The 17,947-nt window shown below is 70.9% G+C and carries 9 protein-coding genes; 3 read left to right on the top strand and 6 right to left on the bottom strand.

The genetic code is table 11. The annotated features are described in order from the left end of the window. Position 1: 1 nt before the first annotated feature. Both acpS and nbrcactino_RS07630 read right to left on the bottom strand, forming a co-directional pair. The gene (acpS, locus tag nbrcactino_RS07635) at positions 2 to 412 is read right to left on the bottom strand and encodes a holo-ACP synthase AcpS (protein WP_161926810.1); all 411 of its coding nucleotides are present in this window, start codon (positions 410 to 412) and stop codon (positions 2 to 4) included. Continuing rightward, entirely contained in the window at positions 409 to 9,666 is a 9,258-nt protein-coding gene (locus nbrcactino_RS07630; RefSeq protein WP_161926809.1) for a type I polyketide synthase, read from the bottom strand. The genes acpS and nbrcactino_RS07630 overlap by 4 nt, the downstream gene beginning before the upstream one ends. 277 nt (positions 9,667 to 9,943) lie before the next feature. On the opposite strand from nbrcactino_RS07630, the gene nbrcactino_RS07625 reads away from it, so the two are divergent. Continuing rightward, the gene (locus tag nbrcactino_RS07625; protein WP_161926808.1) at positions 9,944 to 10,357 is read left to right on the top strand and encodes an HIT family protein; all 414 of its coding nucleotides are present in this window, start codon (positions 9,944 to 9,946) and stop codon (positions 10,355 to 10,357) included. A 17-nt stretch (positions 10,358 to 10,374) separates the two neighbouring features. Here nbrcactino_RS07625 and nbrcactino_RS07620 read toward each other — a convergent pair whose 3' ends face one another. Both nbrcactino_RS07620 and nbrcactino_RS07615 read right to left on the bottom strand, forming a co-directional pair. Continuing rightward, the gene (locus tag nbrcactino_RS07620; RefSeq protein ID WP_161926807.1) at positions 10,375 to 10,674 is read right to left on the bottom strand and encodes a rhodanese-like domain-containing protein; all 300 of its coding nucleotides are present in this window, start codon (positions 10,672 to 10,674) and stop codon (positions 10,375 to 10,377) included. Positions 10,675 to 10,832: 158 nt separating this feature from the next. Then, positions 10,833 to 12,542 carry a DEAD/DEAH box helicase gene (locus nbrcactino_RS07615; protein WP_161926806.1) on the bottom strand — a complete coding sequence of 570 codons (1,710 nt, stop codon included), beginning with the start codon at positions 12,540 to 12,542 and terminating at the stop codon, positions 10,833 to 10,835. A 147-nt stretch (positions 12,543 to 12,689) separates the two neighbouring features. On the opposite strand from nbrcactino_RS07615, the gene nbrcactino_RS07610 reads away from it, so the two are divergent. After that, positions 12,690 to 14,474 carry an AMP-dependent synthetase/ligase gene (locus nbrcactino_RS07610; RefSeq protein WP_161926805.1) on the top strand — a complete coding sequence of 595 codons (1,785 nt, stop codon included), beginning with the start codon at positions 12,690 to 12,692 and terminating at the stop codon, positions 14,472 to 14,474. Beyond that, positions 14,455 to 15,669 carry an OpgC domain-containing protein gene (gene opgC / locus nbrcactino_RS07605; protein ID WP_228460728.1) on the top strand — a complete coding sequence of 405 codons (1,215 nt, stop codon included), beginning with the start codon at positions 14,455 to 14,457 and terminating at the stop codon, positions 15,667 to 15,669. The genes nbrcactino_RS07610 and opgC overlap by 20 nt, the downstream gene beginning before the upstream one ends. Here the strand turns inward: opgC and nbrcactino_RS07600 are convergent. Continuing rightward, the gene (locus nbrcactino_RS07600; RefSeq protein WP_161926804.1) at positions 15,654 to 17,147 is read right to left on the bottom strand and encodes a DUF7782 domain-containing protein; all 1,494 of its coding nucleotides are present in this window, start codon (positions 17,145 to 17,147) and stop codon (positions 15,654 to 15,656) included. The genes opgC and nbrcactino_RS07600 overlap by 16 nt on opposite strands. Then, entirely contained in the window at positions 17,144 to 17,881 is a 738-nt protein-coding gene (locus nbrcactino_RS07595) for an HNH endonuclease family protein (protein ID WP_228460727.1), read from the bottom strand. The genes nbrcactino_RS07600 and nbrcactino_RS07595 overlap by 4 nt, the downstream gene beginning before the upstream one ends. Positions 17,882 to 17,947: the final 66 nt, after the last annotated feature.

Genomic DNA, 17,947 nt, shown 5'->3' with positions numbered 1-17,947 from the left:
ACTATGACTCGTCGTCGCCGAGGGACTCCTCGAGAATGACGACCGCTGCCGCGGTGTCGCCGTCATGGGTCAACGACACGTGGATCCGAGCCTGGGCCAGGTAGTCGCCGATGGCGCCGGAGAGTCGGATCGCCGGACGCCCCCAGTTGTCGGTCACCACCTCGATGTCGGAGTGCACGATCATCGGCAGCGCCGGTCGCCGTGCGAAACGGCTCACCGACCACGCCTTGATCACCGCCTCCTTGGCGGCCCAACGGGCCGCCAAGGAGCGCTCGGCATCACCGGCACCGGCCCGCGCGTCCCGGCGCTCCCCGGCGGTGAAAGCGTCGGTGAACCGGGTGCCCGGCTGGCGCAACTGCTCGCTGAACTCGGGGATCGACACAAGGTCGAGCCCCACGCCGAGCACCGTCACCGGTGGCAGCCCGTCCGATATGCGCCGTCGGCGTCGAGGCGCGCCTCGTCGTCGAGGAGCAGCGCCGCCTCCTGGGCCCCCTCGTCCTGGGCGGCGGTGTCGTCGAACCGCCGGCCCGACGGCCGGCGGTAGGCCGGGTCCCCGCCGCACATCGCCTGGAGGATCCGCTGCCGACCGTCGCGCAGCCGCTCGGCGCGGCGGGCGCGGTAGGCCTCGCGCTCCGACTCCGGTAGCGAGGCGATGAACGCCTCCGGGTGCACCACGGCGATCAGACCGGACACGTGCCCGAACCCGAGGGAGGTCAGCAGACCCGCCTTCAGTTCGAACCGACCGTCCATCGCCAACGGACTCGTCGGCCACACCAGGTGCTCGTAACGCTCGAGCGCGTCGTCGACGCAGTCGAGGCTTCGGTTCGGCGGAATCAGCCCGGAGTTCAGCACCTGGCAGAGCCCGATCAGCTGGAAGGCCGCAGCACCGCCCTTGGCGTGACCGGTGAGCGCCTTCTGCGACACCACGAACAGCGGCGCGCCGCTACTGCGCCCGATCGCCGAGGCGAGGTGTTCGTGCAGTTTCGACTCATTCGGGTCATTGGCCTTGGTCGACGTGTCGTGCTTGGAGACCACGGCGACATCGTCTGGGCCGCAACCCAATTCGCGCAGCGCCACCGCCAGCGGCGACTCCGCCGAACCGCGGGCCGCACCGAGCGCGCCGATGCCCGGAGCCGGGATCGAGGTGTGCACCCCGTCGCCGAAGCTCTGCGCGAAGGCGACCACGCCCAACACCGGCAGGCCCAACTGCGCCGCCACATCGCCGCGCGCCAACAGGACCGTTCCACCGCCCTGCGACTCGACGAATCCGCCGCGCCGGCGGTCGTTGGCCCGCGAGGAGCGGCGCTCGTCGATCCCGCGCGCGGCCATCGCCGCGGAGTCGGCGGTGGCCGACATGTCGCCGAACCCGACGATGCCCTCGATACCGAGGTCGTCGAAGCCACCGGTCACGGCGAACAACGCCTTGCCCAGCCGGATCTTGTCCGCACCCTCCTCCACCGAAACGGCGGCGGTGGCGCAGGCGGCGACCGGGTGGATCATCGAGCCGTAGCTGCCGATGTAGGACTGCACGACGTGCGCCGCGACGACGTTGGGCAGCGCCTCCTGCAGGATGTCGTTGGCCTTGGATTCGCCCAGCAGCGTGTCCACGTACAGCGACCGCATGGAGGTCATCCCGCCCATACCGGTGCCCTGGGTGTTGGCGACCAAGGTCGGGTGCACCCAGCGCATCAGCTCCTCGGGGGTGAACCCGCTGGAGAGGAACGCATCCACCGTGGCCACGAGGTTCCAGAGCGCGACCCGGTCGATCGAGCTCGCCATATCCGGCGACACACCCCAACGCACGGGGTCGAAACCGGTCGGGATCTGGCCGCCGACGGTACGGCTGAGTTCGAACCGGCGCGGCACGCGGATCTCGGTTCCGGCCAACCGGGTGACGGTGAACTCGCCAGTGTCGGCGACCGGGGCGATCCGGGTGTGCTCGGGATCGGCCGACGCAAAGGCCCGCGCGGTTTCCTCGGAGGCGACGGTGAACGTCAGGTCCTCGTCGAGGAAGACCGACTCCAACAACGGTGAGGAGTTGTCGATCATCGCCCCGTCGTCGCCGTAGCGCCGGATGCCGCACCGGGCCACGACCTCGTCGTGGTAGCGGTCGGCGATCTGCGACTCGGGCACCGCGTCGCCGGTCTCGGCGTCGTACCAGCCCGGCTTAGGGTTCTCCTCCCAGGTGATCAACCCGGTGCTCCAGGCGAGCTCGGCGACGCCGGCCGCCGACAACTCGCCGGACACCTCCATCTCGAAGCGGGTGCGCGCCGAGCCGTACGGCCCGACCTCGCCCGCGCCGACGATGACGACGAGGTCCTCGGGCTTCACCCCGACCTCGGGCCAAGACACCGGCGCATCCTCCGGCGCCCGGGCCGGGAACGGCAGGGCGTCGATGGCATCAGCGGCCGGGACCGCATCGGTCTCGACGCTCTCGGCCGGGGCATCCGCAGCGGCCGCGTCGGCCAGCGCCTTCAGGTCGATGGACGGGTCCAAGCCCGCGGTCAGGTCGACCTGCAGCGGCGCGGTCACCGCGGCATCGCGCTGTTCGGGCGTGCACAGTGCCAACAGTTCGGCGGCCATCTCCTCGGTGCTCCAGGTCCGCACGCCGGCGGCCTCGACGGCGGCGACCATCGGGTCGTTTCCGCCCATCAGGCCGGTGCCGCGCACCCACCCGATCAACGCGTGGGCCAACGTGGTCCGCGAACCCCAGGACGACTCGGCCGACCAGCGGGTGACCACCGCGTCGAGGGCGGCCTTGGCCTCGCCGTAGGCGCCGTCACCGCCGAACATGCCGCGGTTGGGCGAACCCGGCAGCACCACGTGCAACCGCGCGTCGATGTTGTGGTCGGCGTGCAGGCCCGACAGGCCGCCGATCATGCGCTCGACCGACCAGAGCAGCACCTTCATCTCCGCCTCGGCGCGTGCCCCGGCGTCGGTGAGGTCGCCGGCCACCCGGGGGGCGGCGAACGGGAACAGCAGCGTCGGGCGCATCGCGGCCTTGGTGACCTCGGTCGCCCCGCCGAGGGTCTGCGACTGCTCGTCGCCGATCCACTCGACCAGCGCGTCCACGTCGGCGTAGCTGGCCAGGTTGGCCGGCACCACCCACAGCGCCGCCCGGTAGCGGGCGTTGGACCGGTAGAGCTTCTTGAAGAAGTCGAGACGGTCGGCGTTGAGCCGCGACGTCGTCGCGATCACGGTCGCGCCGCCCCGCAACAGCCCGGCGACCACCGATCCGGCGATCGACCCGTCGGCGGCACCGGTGACGACCGCGATGTCCTCGGCGTGGACGCCGGGAGTCGGGTCCTGCGCCGCCTCCGCGATCTGACCGAAGACCCGCGCGTGGACGTCGTGCTTGCGCGCCAGCGCCCGGCCCTGCCACCACGCGGCATGCTCGGCGATCGTCTGGCCGGCCCCGCGGAACGCCTCGGTGCGCTCGGTGAATTCGGCGCCCAACTCGTCGGCACCGACCAGCCACAGTTGTGCCAAATCGGTGCGGGCACTGGCCCACCGGTCGTCGATCAGCACCGCACGGCGGTCGTCGAAGGCCGGGGTGACGGTCCGCGCCCAGTCGGAGCCGAGCTCGGCCGCGACCCGGTCGGCCAACACTGCGGCCTCCTCGTCGACGTCGAGGGCGCCCGTGGCGGTGTCGTCGAGACCAAGCTGGCGCAGGATGGTCCGGGCGGCCGTGGCCAACACCCCGGAGGAGCCGGTGACCTGCTCGGCGAACTCGCCCAACGCCGCGGCGTCGACGGTGCCGCCGGCCTCGCCGCCGGTCGCCGGCAGTGCGACGGGGATGCCGTGGGCGGCCCCGACGGACTGCACCGCCCGGTCGATGACCGCGTCGAGCGCGGCCAGGTTGCCGACCGCACCGTCGGCCAGATCGCCCAGCGCACCACCGCGGACGCTGTCGCCGTCACGGGTGCCCAGTGCCACCGCCACCGCGGCGTGGGTGGCCCACCCGGCGCCCAGCTGCCACACATCGGCGACCCGCTCGGTCAGGTAGTTCGGCCGCTTGCCCAGCGGCCCGGCGATGCGACGCAGCTGGTCGCCGACGGCGTCGGTGAGCACCGGCCCCAGGGCGCGGTAGCCGCGCGCCAAGGTGTTGACCGATTCGCCGAGCGCCTTCAACGGCGCCTCGGCGGCCCCGTCGATCGCGCCCAGGCCCAACTCGGCCCCGATGTCGAGCAACAGCTGGTTGCGGCGCGAGGAGACCCCGTCGCACAGCGCTTCGATGGTGTCGGCGGCGCCGATCTGCTCGACCCGGATCTTGGTCCACTGCGCGATGACGGCACGGACCGCGTCGGCCGGGGCGAACGGCAGGTCGTCGGGACGCGGACCCGCGGACGCCGCCGGCGCGGCGGGTGCGGGCGCCTGGGTGGCCGGTGCGGCCGCGGCCGCCGGAGTGGCCGAAGCCCCTTCCGACTCGACCACGTCGACCTCGGGCTCCGGCTCGGCGCCCTCGTCGGCGGCGAGCAGGACGGCGGTGTCCCGCTCGAAGTTCAGCACCTCCGCGTCGGCGGCGGCGAACCGGTCGAGCTTGAGCGTGTTGGCGGCCAGCCCGGACAGCGTCGGTGCCGACTTCACGCCGACCTCGACGAACCGGGCGACGTTGAGGCCGCCCTGCCCAGTCGGACCGAAGAGCAGGTCCTGGGTCTCGATCCAGCGCACCGGCGAGGCGAACTGCCACGCCAGCAATTCGATCAGGACGATGCGGGTCAACTCCGACGGCCGCGCCGACCAGGAGTCGAAGTCGGCGAGAACCGCGTTCAGCGGCTCCGACGGCACCAACTCGGCGATCTCGGTGATGAATTCGCGGCCCAGGTTGAACAGGCGGGGCACCAGGTTCGGGATGTAGTGCCCGACGAGGATCGCCGGGTCGATGTGCTCAGGCAGGAGGGCGTCGAGGCGCTCCCGGAACGCGGGCACGCCGTCGCGCAGCACCGTCGAGTGGAACGGCACGTCGATGCCCGGGACGAGGATGAAGGCGCGCTTGCCGCCGAACTCGGCGACGCGGCGCTCGATCTCGGTCTCGAGGGCCTTCAAGCCCGCCACCGTGCCGGCGATCGCATACTGCGAGCCGCGCAGGTTCAGGTTCACGACCTCCAGGAATTCACCTACCGCCTGCCCGATCCCGGAGACGAAGGCGTCCACCTCGTCGTCGGCGAGACCGAACTGGCTGGGCCGGATGGCCGCCATGCGGTAGTCGGAGTTGCCCGTGGCGTCGCGCGGCACGAGGTGGTGCATCGCCTCACCGCGCTGGAACACGACCTCGAGCACCGCTTCGAGCGGAAGCACGCCCGCGCAGGCGGCCAGGGCGTTGTACTCGCCCACCGAGTGCCCGGCGGTGATCGCGTTCTCCACGAAGCCGCCGGCCTCGCGCAACTCGGCAACCTGGGCGACGCCGAGCGTGGCCATGGCCACCTGGGTGAACTGGGTCAGGAACAGCACACCGTCGGGGTGGTGGTAGGTCGTCCCGTTGGCCACGAGGGTGGTCGGGTTGTCGCGGACGACGGCCAGGATGGAGAATCCGAGCGCCTCGCGGGTGTGGGCGTCGGCGCGGTCCCAGACGTCGCGGGCCGCGGACGAGCGCGCCCGGGCCGCCAGGCCCATGCCCTTGCTCTGGATCCCCTGGCCGGGGAAGGCGTACACGGTCCGCGGGGCGGCGAGCAGTGCCGTCGCCGCGGCGACCAGTTCACCGTCGACCTTCATCGTCACCTCGACGACGTCGCGGCCCCGGTCGAGGCCGACGCGGTCGACGCGCACGGCGACCTGGTCGCCCAGGCGCACCATGCCGAGGAAGCGGATGGTCCACCCCTCGATGCCGCGCGGCGCGCCGCCGTGGCGGCCGTCGCGGGCGCTGAGAACCTGCTGGGCCGCGGCCGACAGCCACATGCCGTGCACGATGGGTTCACCGAGGCCGGCCAGGGCCGCGGCGTTGGCATCGGTGTGGATGGGGTTGTGGTCCCCCGACACCAGGGCGAAGCCGTTCATCGACCGCGGTGCGGCGATCGTGGCCGCGCGCACGAACTTGCGGGTGGCGTCGCGTTCATCGTCGGGCAGTCCGCCGGCACGCACCGGGTCGTCGAGCTCGCCGGAACCGAGGCGGCCGCGGATGGCGAAGCGTTCGTGCAGGACCGCCACCGTCGAGTCGCCGTCGGCGAGCTCGACGTCGACGGTCAGCACCCGTCCGACGGTGGTGTCGGTGACGCCGCGCAACGTCGACGTGCAGGTCAGGGTGGCGGGGTTCGACGGGATCGGCGCGGTGAGCGCGATCGCATGGTCGAGGTGCACCAGGTCGAGCAGACCCTCGACGACGGGGGCGCCGGCATCGGTGCGGGCGGCGCCGATCAGGGCGAAGACCGACGGCCAGGTCAGCCCGACGAGGGCGTCGGGAACGGTGAGGCCCGGTTCCGTCGCCAGCGGTGCCGGCAACGAGGCGGCGGTCACGCCGCGGTGGTCGGCGGCCAGGTCCGGATTCCAGTCGATGTCGGTCCGCGCGGTCGGCTCCCCCGACTCGGCCGCCGCGACGTCGGCAAGCTCGCCCCCGGCCGCGATCCGGACGATCTCGCCCATGGCCGCACCGGCGTCGTCGACACCGACGATCGGGGCACCGCCGTCGAGCAGCGCCGCGGTCACCGACAGCGGGATCACCGTGGTGGTGGCGCCGATCGGCACGATGAGGTCGAAGCGGTCCTCGCCGCGGCGGCGCAGCGAGGCCCCGGACGGGCCGTGCTCGGCCAGATCCTCGCCGAGGATCTCCCACCGGTCCGGATCACCTAGGCGCAGTGCGGGATTCGGGACGATACGACCGGCCCAGCGGACGTCGGCCACGGACAGCAGTGCCGTGATCGGTCCGGCCTGGCTCGCCAAGTCGCGGCGGCGGGCGTCGACCGGCGTGGTCGGCTCGCCGGCCTGCGTCAGCTGCCCGACGAGTTCCGCCTCGAACCGGTCGAGCAGCGCGCCGACCGGCTCGTCGACGACGGTGATGCCGGCAACGGCGACCGGGCCCGGGATCACGCAGACCTCGTCGGCGCGGTAGCGCGGGTCGTGGGCCTGCCACAGCGAGTCACTGCGCCACCAGCGGCGCACGTCGGCGTCGATCACCGGGACGAAGTTGACCGGCTTGCCCGGGGTCTTGCAGAGGTCGAGGAAGAAGGCCACGTCGGCGGGGTGCAGGATGTCCGCGGCAGCGGCGGGATAGGCCGCCACCAGGCGGTCGATCACACCGTGCGGATCGGCGGCATCGGCGAACCGGGCCGCGATCTCGCCCCGGTCGAGCTCGTGCAGCCGGGCCTCGGCGCGCTGCAGCATCTGGACGAACCGCTGCTCCCACGTGATGTCGGCCCACGGCAGCACGGCTTCGCGCTCGCCGACGGCCAAGACCGCATAGCGGCGCAGCCACTGCTCGTAGGTCATCGCGGCGACGTCGCCGAAGTAGGGCTTGGCGGTGTGCGAGAGGGCTTCGGCGATCTCGTCGCGGCGGGCCGCGACGGCATCCCCGTCACCGGCCACCTCGTCGAGGAGGCGGCCGCAGCGCGATGCGCTGTTGTCCACCTCGTGGATGTCGGCGCCGAGCTGGCTGCGGCCCGAGGCCATGCCCGCGTCGGCGTGACCGGCCCCGATCCAGTCGTCGCAACCCACGGTGTCGACCAGCAACTGCTTGACCTCGGGGGTCGTGGTCGCCTCGGCGGTGGCCATCGCGGCGGTGCCGATCAGGATGCCGTCCAGCGGCATCAAGGGGTAGTCGTGTGCGAGCGACCAGCGTCCGGACAGGTATTCCGCGGCACGCTCGGGGGTGCCAATCCCACCGCCGACGCAGATGACCACGTTCGCCCGGGCGCGCAACTCCGCATACGTCGCCAGCAGCAGGTCGTCGAGGTCCTCCCACGAGTGGTGTCCGCCGGCCCGGCCGCCCTCGATCTGGACGATCACCGGGTGGTGCGGCACCTCGGCGGCGATGCGGACCACGTCGCGGATCTGGGAGACGGTGCCCGGCTTGAAGGCGACGTAGTGCAGTCCGGCCTCGACGAGCTCGTCGACGAGCGCGACGGCGTCGTCGAGCTCGGGGATCCCGGCCGAGACGATCACCCCGTCGATCGGCGCCCCCTGGGCGCGGGCCTTCTGGACCAGGCGCTTGCCGCCCAGCTGGAGCTTCCAGAGGTAGGGGTCGAGGAACAGGGCGTTGAACTGGGCCTGTCGGCCGGGTTCGAGCAGCTCGGTCAGGCGGGCGACGTTGGCGTCGAAGATCTCCTCGGTGACCTGTCCGCCACCGGCCAGCTCGGCCCAGTGCCCGGCATTCGCGGCGGCGGCGACGATCGCCGGGTCCACCGTCGTCGGCGTCATGCCCGCGAGCAGCATCGGCGAACGCCCGGTCAGGCGGGTGAACGCGGTGTCGACGACCGTGCGGCCGTCGGGCAGCTCGACCAGCCGGGGGGCGAAACTCTCCCAGCGGTGCGCCACCTCGGGGACCCCGCCGGGGGCGAACAGGTTACGCTGGCCGCCGCGCAGTGCGGCGGGAATGACGCCGATTCCGGCACCGCGGACCAGGGGCGCGGTCAAGCGGGTGACCACGTCGGACGGACCGAAGTCGAGGACCCACTTGGCGCCGTCGGCGTTGACCTCGTCGACCACCGCGACCCAGTCGACCGGGTCGACGAGGACGGCGGCGGCCTGTCGGCGGGCCCACTCGGGGTCCAGGCCGGACCGCTGCGCCCAGTCGACGACGAGATCGACCGCTTCGGCCATCTCCGGGTGGTGGAAGGCGACCGAGACGTCGAGCGGGTCGAAGGTCGGCGCGAACGGCGCACCGCCGGTGAGCTTGCGCTTGCGCTCGTCGGATTCCTGTGCGGCGATCTGCTCGCACCGGGCCGCCACCGCGGCAAGGTGGACCGGGGAGCCGGAGAGCACGACTCCGCGGCGGCCGTTGCGCAGCGCCACCACGGGCAGACCGCGCTCGCCCTCGGCGGCCTCGTTCCGGTAGTCGGCCAGGATCTCTTCCACTCGGGTGGGTGCGGCGTTGGTGATCGCCAGCATCGGCGATCCCGCGGCGGCCGAGCCGAGCCCGCGGCGCGCGGCGACGACGGTGCCGGCCGCGCCGATGAGCCGGGCCAGGGCCACGAGGGCACCCTCTCCCGGGGCGTCGGAGAGGTTCTCCCCGACCCGCACCGAGTCGACGGCGAGGCAGCCCTGGGAGTGGCCGACGACGCTGGACGGCGGGAACTGGTCGGTGTCGAGTCCCTGCTTGCGCAACGAGGTCAACGCCGCGAGTTGGGCCAACAGGATGCCCGGCACCGACGATGCCGCGGCGCGTAGGGCGGTGTCGTCGGGCAGGTAGCCGTGGTCCGCCTCGCCGGCCCCGTCGTCGAGGGCATCGCCGGCGTCGAGCAGCGCCACCCAGCGCAGCGGGTCGAACCCGTCGGGGGCGGCCATCGACAGCTCCGCGGCGACCGGCTCGAGCAGGCGCCGAGACGCGACGAGGATCTGCTCGAAGTGCCGGTGCAACTCCGCATCGATGACCAGTTCGGCCAGGGTCGGCAGCCACGGAGTGCCCTGACCGCCGAACGCGACGGCGTAGGCCTCGCCGTCGGCAATGCGGTCGATGAGTGCCTCGGGCGCGCGTCGGGCGTCGGTTCGAGCGGTGGTGTGCTCCTGGTCGATGGTCACAGGCGTGCTCCTCAGCAACAGACTTAAACGGGGAATCGCAGACCATCGTCGCACGAGAAAATGAGGAGACCCTCATGTTTTAGGGCGACCCGTCGGTATACTCGCCAGTAGTCTGACGAGTAACATTTCCGCCCGCGTGACGCGCATCACAGGGCGCAGTCGAACGTCCTGCTCACGCCGCCCAGCGTGCCAACCATGCCTTCGACCAGCGGCAACGTCGACTTGTTATCAAATCGTTATCAAACTCCCCCGCGTCGAATCCGGTAGGGTCCCGGCCATGTCCGATTGCATCTTCTGCGCGATCGCCGCCGGCGAGGCCCCGGCCCGCGAGGTCTACTCCGACGACGACGTCGTCGGCTTCCTCGACATCCGCCCGGTCATGCGCGGCCACACCCTGATCGTCCCGCGGGCCCACTCGGGCGGGCTCGTCGACCTCGATCCGGTACTCGGCGGCAAGGTCTTCGCCGTCGGCCAGCGGGTGGGCACGGCGATGCGCGGCGCACTCGGAGCCGACGGGGTCAACCTGTTGGTCAACGACGGCCGGGCCGCGATGCAGACCGTGTTCCACACTCATCTGCACGTCGTGCCGCGGCACAACGGCGACAAGCTCTCATTCGCCAAGGGTTTGGTGGTGCGCCGGGACCCCAATCCCGACGAGACCGCCGCGCTCATCCGCGCCGCCCTGGCCTGACGCGGCGGGAGCGGCGCCTACGACTTCTCGCGCAGCGCCCGGAACCCCCCGGCGATTCGGACCAGCTTGGTGAAGCCGAGTCGCGACAGTCGGGATTCGATCTCGTCGGTCTGCGCGGTGAGCGCGACGACGGCGACCTCGGCATCGGTGCGCACCGCCGGATTCATCCGCAACTGACCGGTCAGCTCGCCGGGCTCCACCACGACCGCCCCGGGGACACTGCCCTGGTGGCGGACCACCTGGGGCCGCACGTCGAGAATCACCGCCTCGCCGCGTTGCGCGTGCTCCATGGCTTGCGCCGCCGAGATTTCCCGCATGTCGACCGCCTCCCTGTCGCTCGGTGCTGCACCACCGGCCGTTACCGGTGTCCATCTGGGGCAACGGCCGCGAGCCCGGCAGAGTTCCAGCCGCACCGATTGACCATTGTTACGCCCGCCACATCTCGGCAGCGACCCCGAGGGGTAAAGGTTGGATCTCAATACCGGTTGCGCCGACCGGCAACCTTCGGGCTTCCCCGTCGATTGCCGTCGCGCGGCGGACCCTTGCGGCCGCCGCGCCCGCGGGGTGCGCCCATGTCGGGTTTCAGGTTGATCGGGTTGCGCCCGATCCGCGTGTGCTTGAGAAGGGCGAGCGTCTCGGCGTCGAGATCGGCGGGCAACTCCACGAGCGAGAAGTCGTCCCGGATGCTGATGTTGCCGAAGTCGCCGCGGGTCAAACCGCCCTCATTGGCGATCGCGCCGACGATCGCACCGGGGTTGACCTTGTGCTTGCGACCCACGGCAATCCGATAGGTGGCGAAGTCACCGCCGCGCCGGGGCGCGCGGTCCGACCGCGGCTCGCGCGGCGGGCGCTCCCCCGCCGGCGGGTCGGGGGCCATCAGGAACCCGCCGTCGCGCGTCTCGAGCGCCAGCGCCGCGGCGATGTCGGCCATCGCCACGTCGTGTTCGCGCGCATAGGACTCGACCAACCCGCGGAACAGGTCGAGGTTGTCCGAGGAGAGGTTCTCAGTGATCGAGTCGGCGAACCGGGCGACGCGCTGGGCGTTGACGTCCTCGACCGACGGGAGGTCGATCTCGATCAGGGACTGCCGCGTCGCCCGCTCGATCGACCGCAACAGGTGGCGCTCCCGCGGCGAGACGAACAGCAGCGCGGTGCCCGAGCGGCCGGCGCGACCGGTCCGGCCGATGCGGTGCACGTAGGACTCGGTGTCGTGCGGGATGTCGTAGTTCACCACGTGCGAGATCCGGTCGACGTCCAGGCCGCGGGCCGCCACGTCGGTGGCCACCAAGATGTCGAGCGAGCCATCCTTGAGCTGGTTGATCGTCCGCTCCCGCTGGGCCTGGACCATGTCGCCGTTGATCGCCATGGCCGACAACCCCCGCGCCCGCAGCTTCTCGGCGAGTTCCTCGGTCGCCTGCTTGGTCCGGACGAACACGATCATCCCGTCGAACTGCTCGACCTCGAGGACCCGCGTCAGGGCGTCGAGCTTGCGCTGGTGGGAGACCTGCAGGAACTTCTGGGTGATGTTCTGCGCGGTGGAGGTCTTCGCCTTGACCGTGATCTCGACCGGATCGTCGAGGTAGCGCTGGGCCAACCGGCCGATCGCCTTGGGCATCGTCGCGGAGAACAGCGCGACCTGCTTGGTGTCGGGGGTGTCGGCAAGGATCCGCTCGACATCCTCGGCGAATCCCATCGTGAGCATCTCGTCGGCCTCGTCGAGGACGAGGTACTCCAACTCGGAGAGATCGAGCGTCCCCTTGTCGAGGTGGTCGATCACGCGTCCGGGGGTGCCGACGATGACCTGGGCGCCGCGCCGAAGGCCCGACAGCTGGATGCCATAGCTCTGGCCGCCGTAGATCGGCAGCACCCGCAACTCCGGGATGTGGATGGCGTAGCGGCCGAATGCCTCGGCCACCTGCAGCGCCAGCTCGCGGGTGGGCGCGAGGACGAGCGCCTGGGGTTTGCGCGCCGAGGTGTCGATGCGCGACAGGATCGGGACGGCGAAGGCGGCGGTTTTGCCCGTTCCGGTCTGGGCGAGCCCGACGACGTCTCGCCCGGCCATCAGCGGCGGGATGGTCGCGGCTTGGATCGGCGACGGGGTTTCGTAGCCGACGTCGTCAAGGGCGCGTCGAACTCGGTCGTCGAGGCCCAAGTCGTCGAAGGACTCAGCGTGATCATTGGTCATGAGGACTACAACTCTATCGCTGTCGGGCCCCAGAACCCGCATTGAGCGATAACACCCGCGACCTGGCTGTGACGGCCGCCACCGACTTGCTACCGTGGCAGGGTCAAAATCAGACAATCTTCGTTGACAAGAGCTGGAGAGCGCACCATGCAGGAATCGTCCAAGCCCGCCAACTTCACCATCGACGGGTCCACCACCTGCGTCGACACCGTGTTGCGGTATCGCGCCGAGGGTCCCTCGGTGCCGATCTTCCGGCGGTTCGCCAACGGCACCTGGGTCAACGTCACCGCCGCTCAATTCGCCGACGAGGTCGACGCCGTCGCCAAGGGCCTCATCGCCTCGGGCGTCCAGGCGGGCGACCGCGTGGCCCTGCTCTCGTCCACGCGCTACGAGTGGACCGTCGTCGACTACGCCATCTGGCGGGTCGGCGCCACCACGGTCGCGATCTTCGACACCTCCTCCCCCGACCAGGTCGACTGGATCCTGTCGGACTCGGGCACCTCGCTGGTGATCCTGGAGACCCCGGCCAACCTGGCCGCCCACGGCGACGTCATCAAGGGCTGCAAGGACATCCGCGAAACCCTCGTCATCGACGAGGGCGCCATCGCCGAGCTCACCAAGCGCGGCAAGAGCGTCGCCGACGAGGAGCTCGACGCCCGTCACGCGAAGGCCAGCGCCGCCGACGCCGCCACCCTCATCTACACCTCGGGCACCACCGGCCGCCCCAAGGGCGTCGTGTTGACCCACGCCAACTTCCTGTCCGAGGCGGCGGCGGTCACCGTCGCCCTCGGCTCGATGATGACCGCGGGCAAGTCCACGCTGCTGTTCCTCCCGCTGGCGCACGTGTTCGCCCGCGTCATCGCCATCACCGCCTTGGAGAACCACGTCGTCGTCGGGCACACCAGCGACATCCCGAACCTGGTCGACCACTTCGCCCAGTTCAAGCCGGACTTCGTCCTCTCGGTCCCCCGCGTCTTCGAGAAGGTCTACAACTCCGCCGAGCAGAAGGCCATCGACGGCGGCAAGGGCAAGATCTTCGGCAAAGCCGCCGAGGCCGCCATCGAGTGGAGCAAGGCCCAGGACACCGGCGGTGCCGGGCTGGGGCTCAAGCTCAAGCACGCGGTGTTCGACAAGCTCGTCTACTCCAAGCTGCGCACGGCACTCGGCGGCAACTGTGAGGCGGCGGTCTCCGGCGGCGGCCCGCTCGGCGCGCGCCTGGGCCACTTCTACCGCGGCGCCGGCGTGCCGATCTACGAGGGCTACGGCCTCACCGAGACCACCGCAGCGGTCACCGTGAACACCCCGGGCCAGCAGCAGGTCGGCAGCGTCGGCCGCCCGGTCGAGGGTGTCTCGGTCGCCATCGCCGACGACGGCGAAGTGCTCCTCAAAGGCCCCGTCGTCTTCGGCGGTTACTGGAAGAACGAGAAGGCGACCTCGGAGGCCATCGTCGACGGCTGGTTCCACACCGGCGACCTGGGCAGCCTCAACGACGGCTACCTCTCGATCACCGGGCGCAAAAAGGAGATCATCGTCACCGCCGGCGGCAAGAACGTCTCCCCCGCCCAGCTCGAGGACACGATCCGCGCCAACGCGCTGGTCAGCCAGTGCCTCGTCGTCGGTGACGCCAAGCCCTTCATCGGCGCCCTGATCACCGTCGACCCGGAGGCCCTGCCGAGCTGGTTGGAGCGCAACGGCCTGCCCGCCGACACCCCGATCGCCGAGGCGGCCGCCAACCCGGCGCTGCGCGCGGAGATCCAGTCGGCCGTCAACGCCGCCAACGCCACCGTGTCCAAGGCCGAGGCCATCAAGAAGTTCACCATCCTCGACACCGATTTCACCGTCGAGAACGGTGGTCTGACGCCGACGCTCAAGCTGAAGCGCAACGTCATCCACGACGCGCACAAGCAGGCAATTGCCGACCTCTACACCTAAGGGCACGGCACACCGGACCACGACGCCGGCCACGGGTCGCGACTGGGCGATCGACGCGACCCGTGGGCTGGCGATCTGGAGCATGATCGCCGCGCACTTCGCCGGGCGGAAGTCAATGCTCGCCTACCCGACGCACGCGTACCCGTACGTCGACGGCATGGCCGCATTCGTCCTGCTCTCCGGGCTGGTGTTCGGCATCGTCTACGGGGGTTGGATCGACCGGCGCGGTTGGGGGTTCACCTACCGCCGCCTCGGCAAGCGCCTGGTGGTGCTGTACCTCTGCCAGGTCCTCATCTGCCTCGTCGCCGTCGCCGCCGGCATGGCCGGCTACTACCAGCTGGTCCGCCTGCGGCCGGTCGGCGACGCCGGCACCGGGATCGGGCTGGCCCTGCTGCTGCGCTACCTCCCGTCGGGCGGCGACATCCTGCTGATGTACCTGGTGTTCCTGGCCGTCGCGGGTCTGCTGCTGCCGCTGCTGCGGCGCGGCCTCGGGTGGCTGGTGCTGGCGGGTTCGGTCGGACTCTACGCCGTCTCCCAGATCCACAGCCCGGCTTGGTTCGCCATCACCAGTTCGCCCGGCCGCGCCTGGATCGGCCACCCGGACTGGTCGGATTGGTGGACCATCGCCTTCGGCGGTCTCCCGATCCAGAACTGGGCCGCATGGCAGATCATGTTCTTCCCCGCGCTCGTCATCGGCTGGTACTGGCGCCGGTGGAAGATCGACGAGGCCCTCATCCGCTGGCTGCCGTGGCTGCTGGCGTCCTCGGCCGCCCTCTGGTGCTTCCTCTACTTCGGCTTCAAGACCGGGCCCTGGCACCACATCGAACCCTCGATCGCCGACAAGGTCGACTTCCGGGTCGCGCGCGTCCTCGCGTCGTGGTTGGTGGTCGCCACCCTCTATGCCCTGTTCGCCTGGTTGGTCCCCCGCCTGCGACGGGTCAACCTGTTGCGGCCGCTGATCATGACCGGCGCACGCAGCCTCGACTCCTACGTCCTGCAGGCCGTGGCCCTGGTGGCGATACCGATTTTCCTCCTCGCCCGACCGTGGTCGCACTGGGCGACCAGCGCCATCACCCTGGCCGTCTTCGGCCTCTGTTGGGCGTGGGCGGAGTTCCGCCGATCACTCGCCGTCGACAAACTCCACCGGCTACCGGTCATCGTGGTCCGGCGGCTGCGAACTCAGACCGGCCGGTAAAGGATTCCCCGGGCAATCGCCTCGCGCACCACCGGCATGGCCGCGTGGCCGAGCGCACCGGCATCCACGCCGTGGTGGGCGGCCAACAGGGCGATCAAGTCTCCCAGCGGCAACTGCCCGCGGCACCCGGCCAGCAACGCCCGCGACACCTCGTCGAGGGGGATGGCCGCTCCCGGCCCGCCCGGGCGCCGCACCACCGAAGAGATGCTGCGCCAACCGGATTCATCCGGCAACGCCTGCTCCTCGAGGATCACCGGCATCGTGGCCAACGCCATCGCCAGCAGCTCGTCGTCGGTGTGTGCGGCCAAGAAGTCCTGGCGCGCGAGGAAGGCCTGCGCCTCATCGCCGGTCACCTCCTCGCCGGCGCCGGTGATCTCCTCGACCACCTGGAATCGGACCGCGCCGTCGACCGGCCGCTGCAGGGTCAGCACCCCCATGCCGATCGCGACGATCCCGGCGTCGGCGAAGTAGGCCAACCAGTCGCGGCCCCGCCGGGCGCTGCGCTCCGGCGACTCGCCGGCGTCGGCCAGCCACAGGGACACATAGCTGACCGGGTCGGCGAGCTCGCGCTGCACGATCCAGGCATCCAGACCCGTGCCCGCCAACCACTCCCGTGGCCGCGCCGCCCAGTCGTCGGGATCGGTGACCACCCAGTTCGCCATCACCGTGGCGACCCCGCCGGGGTTGAGGTGATCGGGCAACTCCTTGATCAACCGGGCGCACAAGCCGTCCGCGGGCACCCCGGAGTCCCGGTAGATGTAGTCCTGGGCGCCGCTGCCGATCACGAACGGCGGATTGGAGACGACCAGGTCGAACCGCTCGCCGGCCACCGGCTCGAAGAGGCTGCCGCGCCGCAGGTCCCAGGTCTGCCCGCTGGCGCGCGCGGTGGCCGCGGCCAGCGCCAGGGCGCGCTCGTTGGTGTCGGTGGCGACGATTTCTTCACAGTGCGCGGCCAGGTGCAGTGCCTGGACGCCGCAACCGGTGCCGAGGTCGAGCGCGCGGTGCACCGGACGGCGGATCACGGCCCGCGCCAAGGAGACCGACGCCCCGCCGATCCCCAGCACGTGGTCCCCGGCCAGCGCGCCGGAGCGGCGGCCGGAGTCCTGATCGGCGAACACGAGGTACTCCCCAGCGTCGTCGGCATAGGGCCGCACGTCGAGGATCGGCACCACCGCATCCCCGTCGCCACGCTCGAGGATCCCCTGGGCGGCGAGTTCACCGACGTCCACCCCGGGCAACGCCGCGGTCAGCGCCGCCGCCGGACGGGATTGGCCGAGCAGGAAGACGGCGATCAGCGTGGACAGCGGCCGGTCGTCGTCCACCGCGGCGGCGGCCGGCCACGAGACCCCACCGGTCAGGGCGGCCGACACCTCCTGACCCAAGTGCTCCTCGATCCCCGTCGTCGTGAAACCCGCACCGCGCAACGCTTCGGCAAGACGGTCCACGACGGCCGGGTCGGCACACGGCAGCCCGGTCATGCCGGCTTCGGGCAGGCCAGGAGGACAGCACGCATCGCCGCGGCCTCTTTCTGGGTGATCCACAGGCGGTAGGCCAGCTTCACGTCGATCTGCCGGTTCACGTAGGTGCACCGGTAGGCCCGGTTGGGTGGGAGGAATACTGCGGCGTCCATTGGCCCCTTGTCCTGGTTGATCGCCCGCCCCACGGCCTGCAGGTTCCGCGGGTCGTTGGCGAGGTTGCGCCGGGTGGCGTCGTCGAGGAACCGGGCGCCGGTGGTCCACGCATTGGCCAGCGACACAAGGTGGTCGATCTCGACCTGGCCCGACGTCGTCGGACCGCGCACGAACCGTATCGTCGCCGCGGTGTAGCGGTCGAAGAGGGTCCCCGTGGACACAAAGCAGTTGCCCGCCCGCATCACCACGTCGGTCAGGTCGCGCCGCAAGACGTCGTCGCGGGTGTTGCAGCCGTTGTGCCCGAACTCGACGTCGACGTTGTCATCCCACAGGGGGCCGAATGCCGCGCGCGAATAGCCCTGCATCGACACCCGGTTGCGGACCGGGAGCTTCAGCATCTTGGTCAGTGCCGCGGTGTCGACGTAGGTACCCGTATCCCCGACCGCGATGGTCGACGGAATCCCGGATTCGTTGATCGATTCGACCTGTTCGAGAAGGTAGTCCTGCAGGCCGCACGCCGACAGCGCGGCCACACCGGTGACCGATATCGCTGCCAGAACGCGCCGAAACCTGAGAATCACATCCAAATTATGCGTCAAGTAGGTGTCAAACCGGTCTAGCGATTGCACCGCGCCTACCGACCGCAT

Source organism: Gordonia crocea, from assembly GCF_009932435.1.
Taxonomy (GTDB): Bacteria; Actinomycetota; Actinomycetes; order Mycobacteriales; family Mycobacteriaceae; genus Gordonia; species Gordonia crocea.
Note: the sequence above shows the minus strand (reverse complement) of the source record. Positions and strands in the feature narration are given on the sequence as shown.

What these genes read in the sequence shown, in the direction of transcription:
- nbrcactino_RS07600 (WP_161926804.1), bottom strand. Translation starts at nt 17,147, where the DNA reads ATGACCGGGCTGCCGTGTGCCGACCCGGCCGTCGTGGACCGTCTTGCC.
- nbrcactino_RS07620 (WP_161926807.1), bottom strand. Translation starts at nt 10,674, where the DNA reads ATGCGGGAAATCTCGGCGGCGCAAGCCATGGAGCACGCGCAACGCGGC.
- nbrcactino_RS07615 (WP_161926806.1), bottom strand. Translation starts at nt 12,542, where the DNA reads ATGACCAATGATCACGCTGAGTCCTTCGACGACTTGGGCCTCGACGAC.
- nbrcactino_RS07625 (WP_161926808.1), top strand. Translation starts at nt 9,944, where the DNA reads ATGTCCGATTGCATCTTCTGCGCGATCGCCGCCGGCGAGGCCCCGGCC.
- nbrcactino_RS07610 (WP_161926805.1), top strand. Translation starts at nt 12,690, where the DNA reads ATGCAGGAATCGTCCAAGCCCGCCAACTTCACCATCGACGGGTCCACC.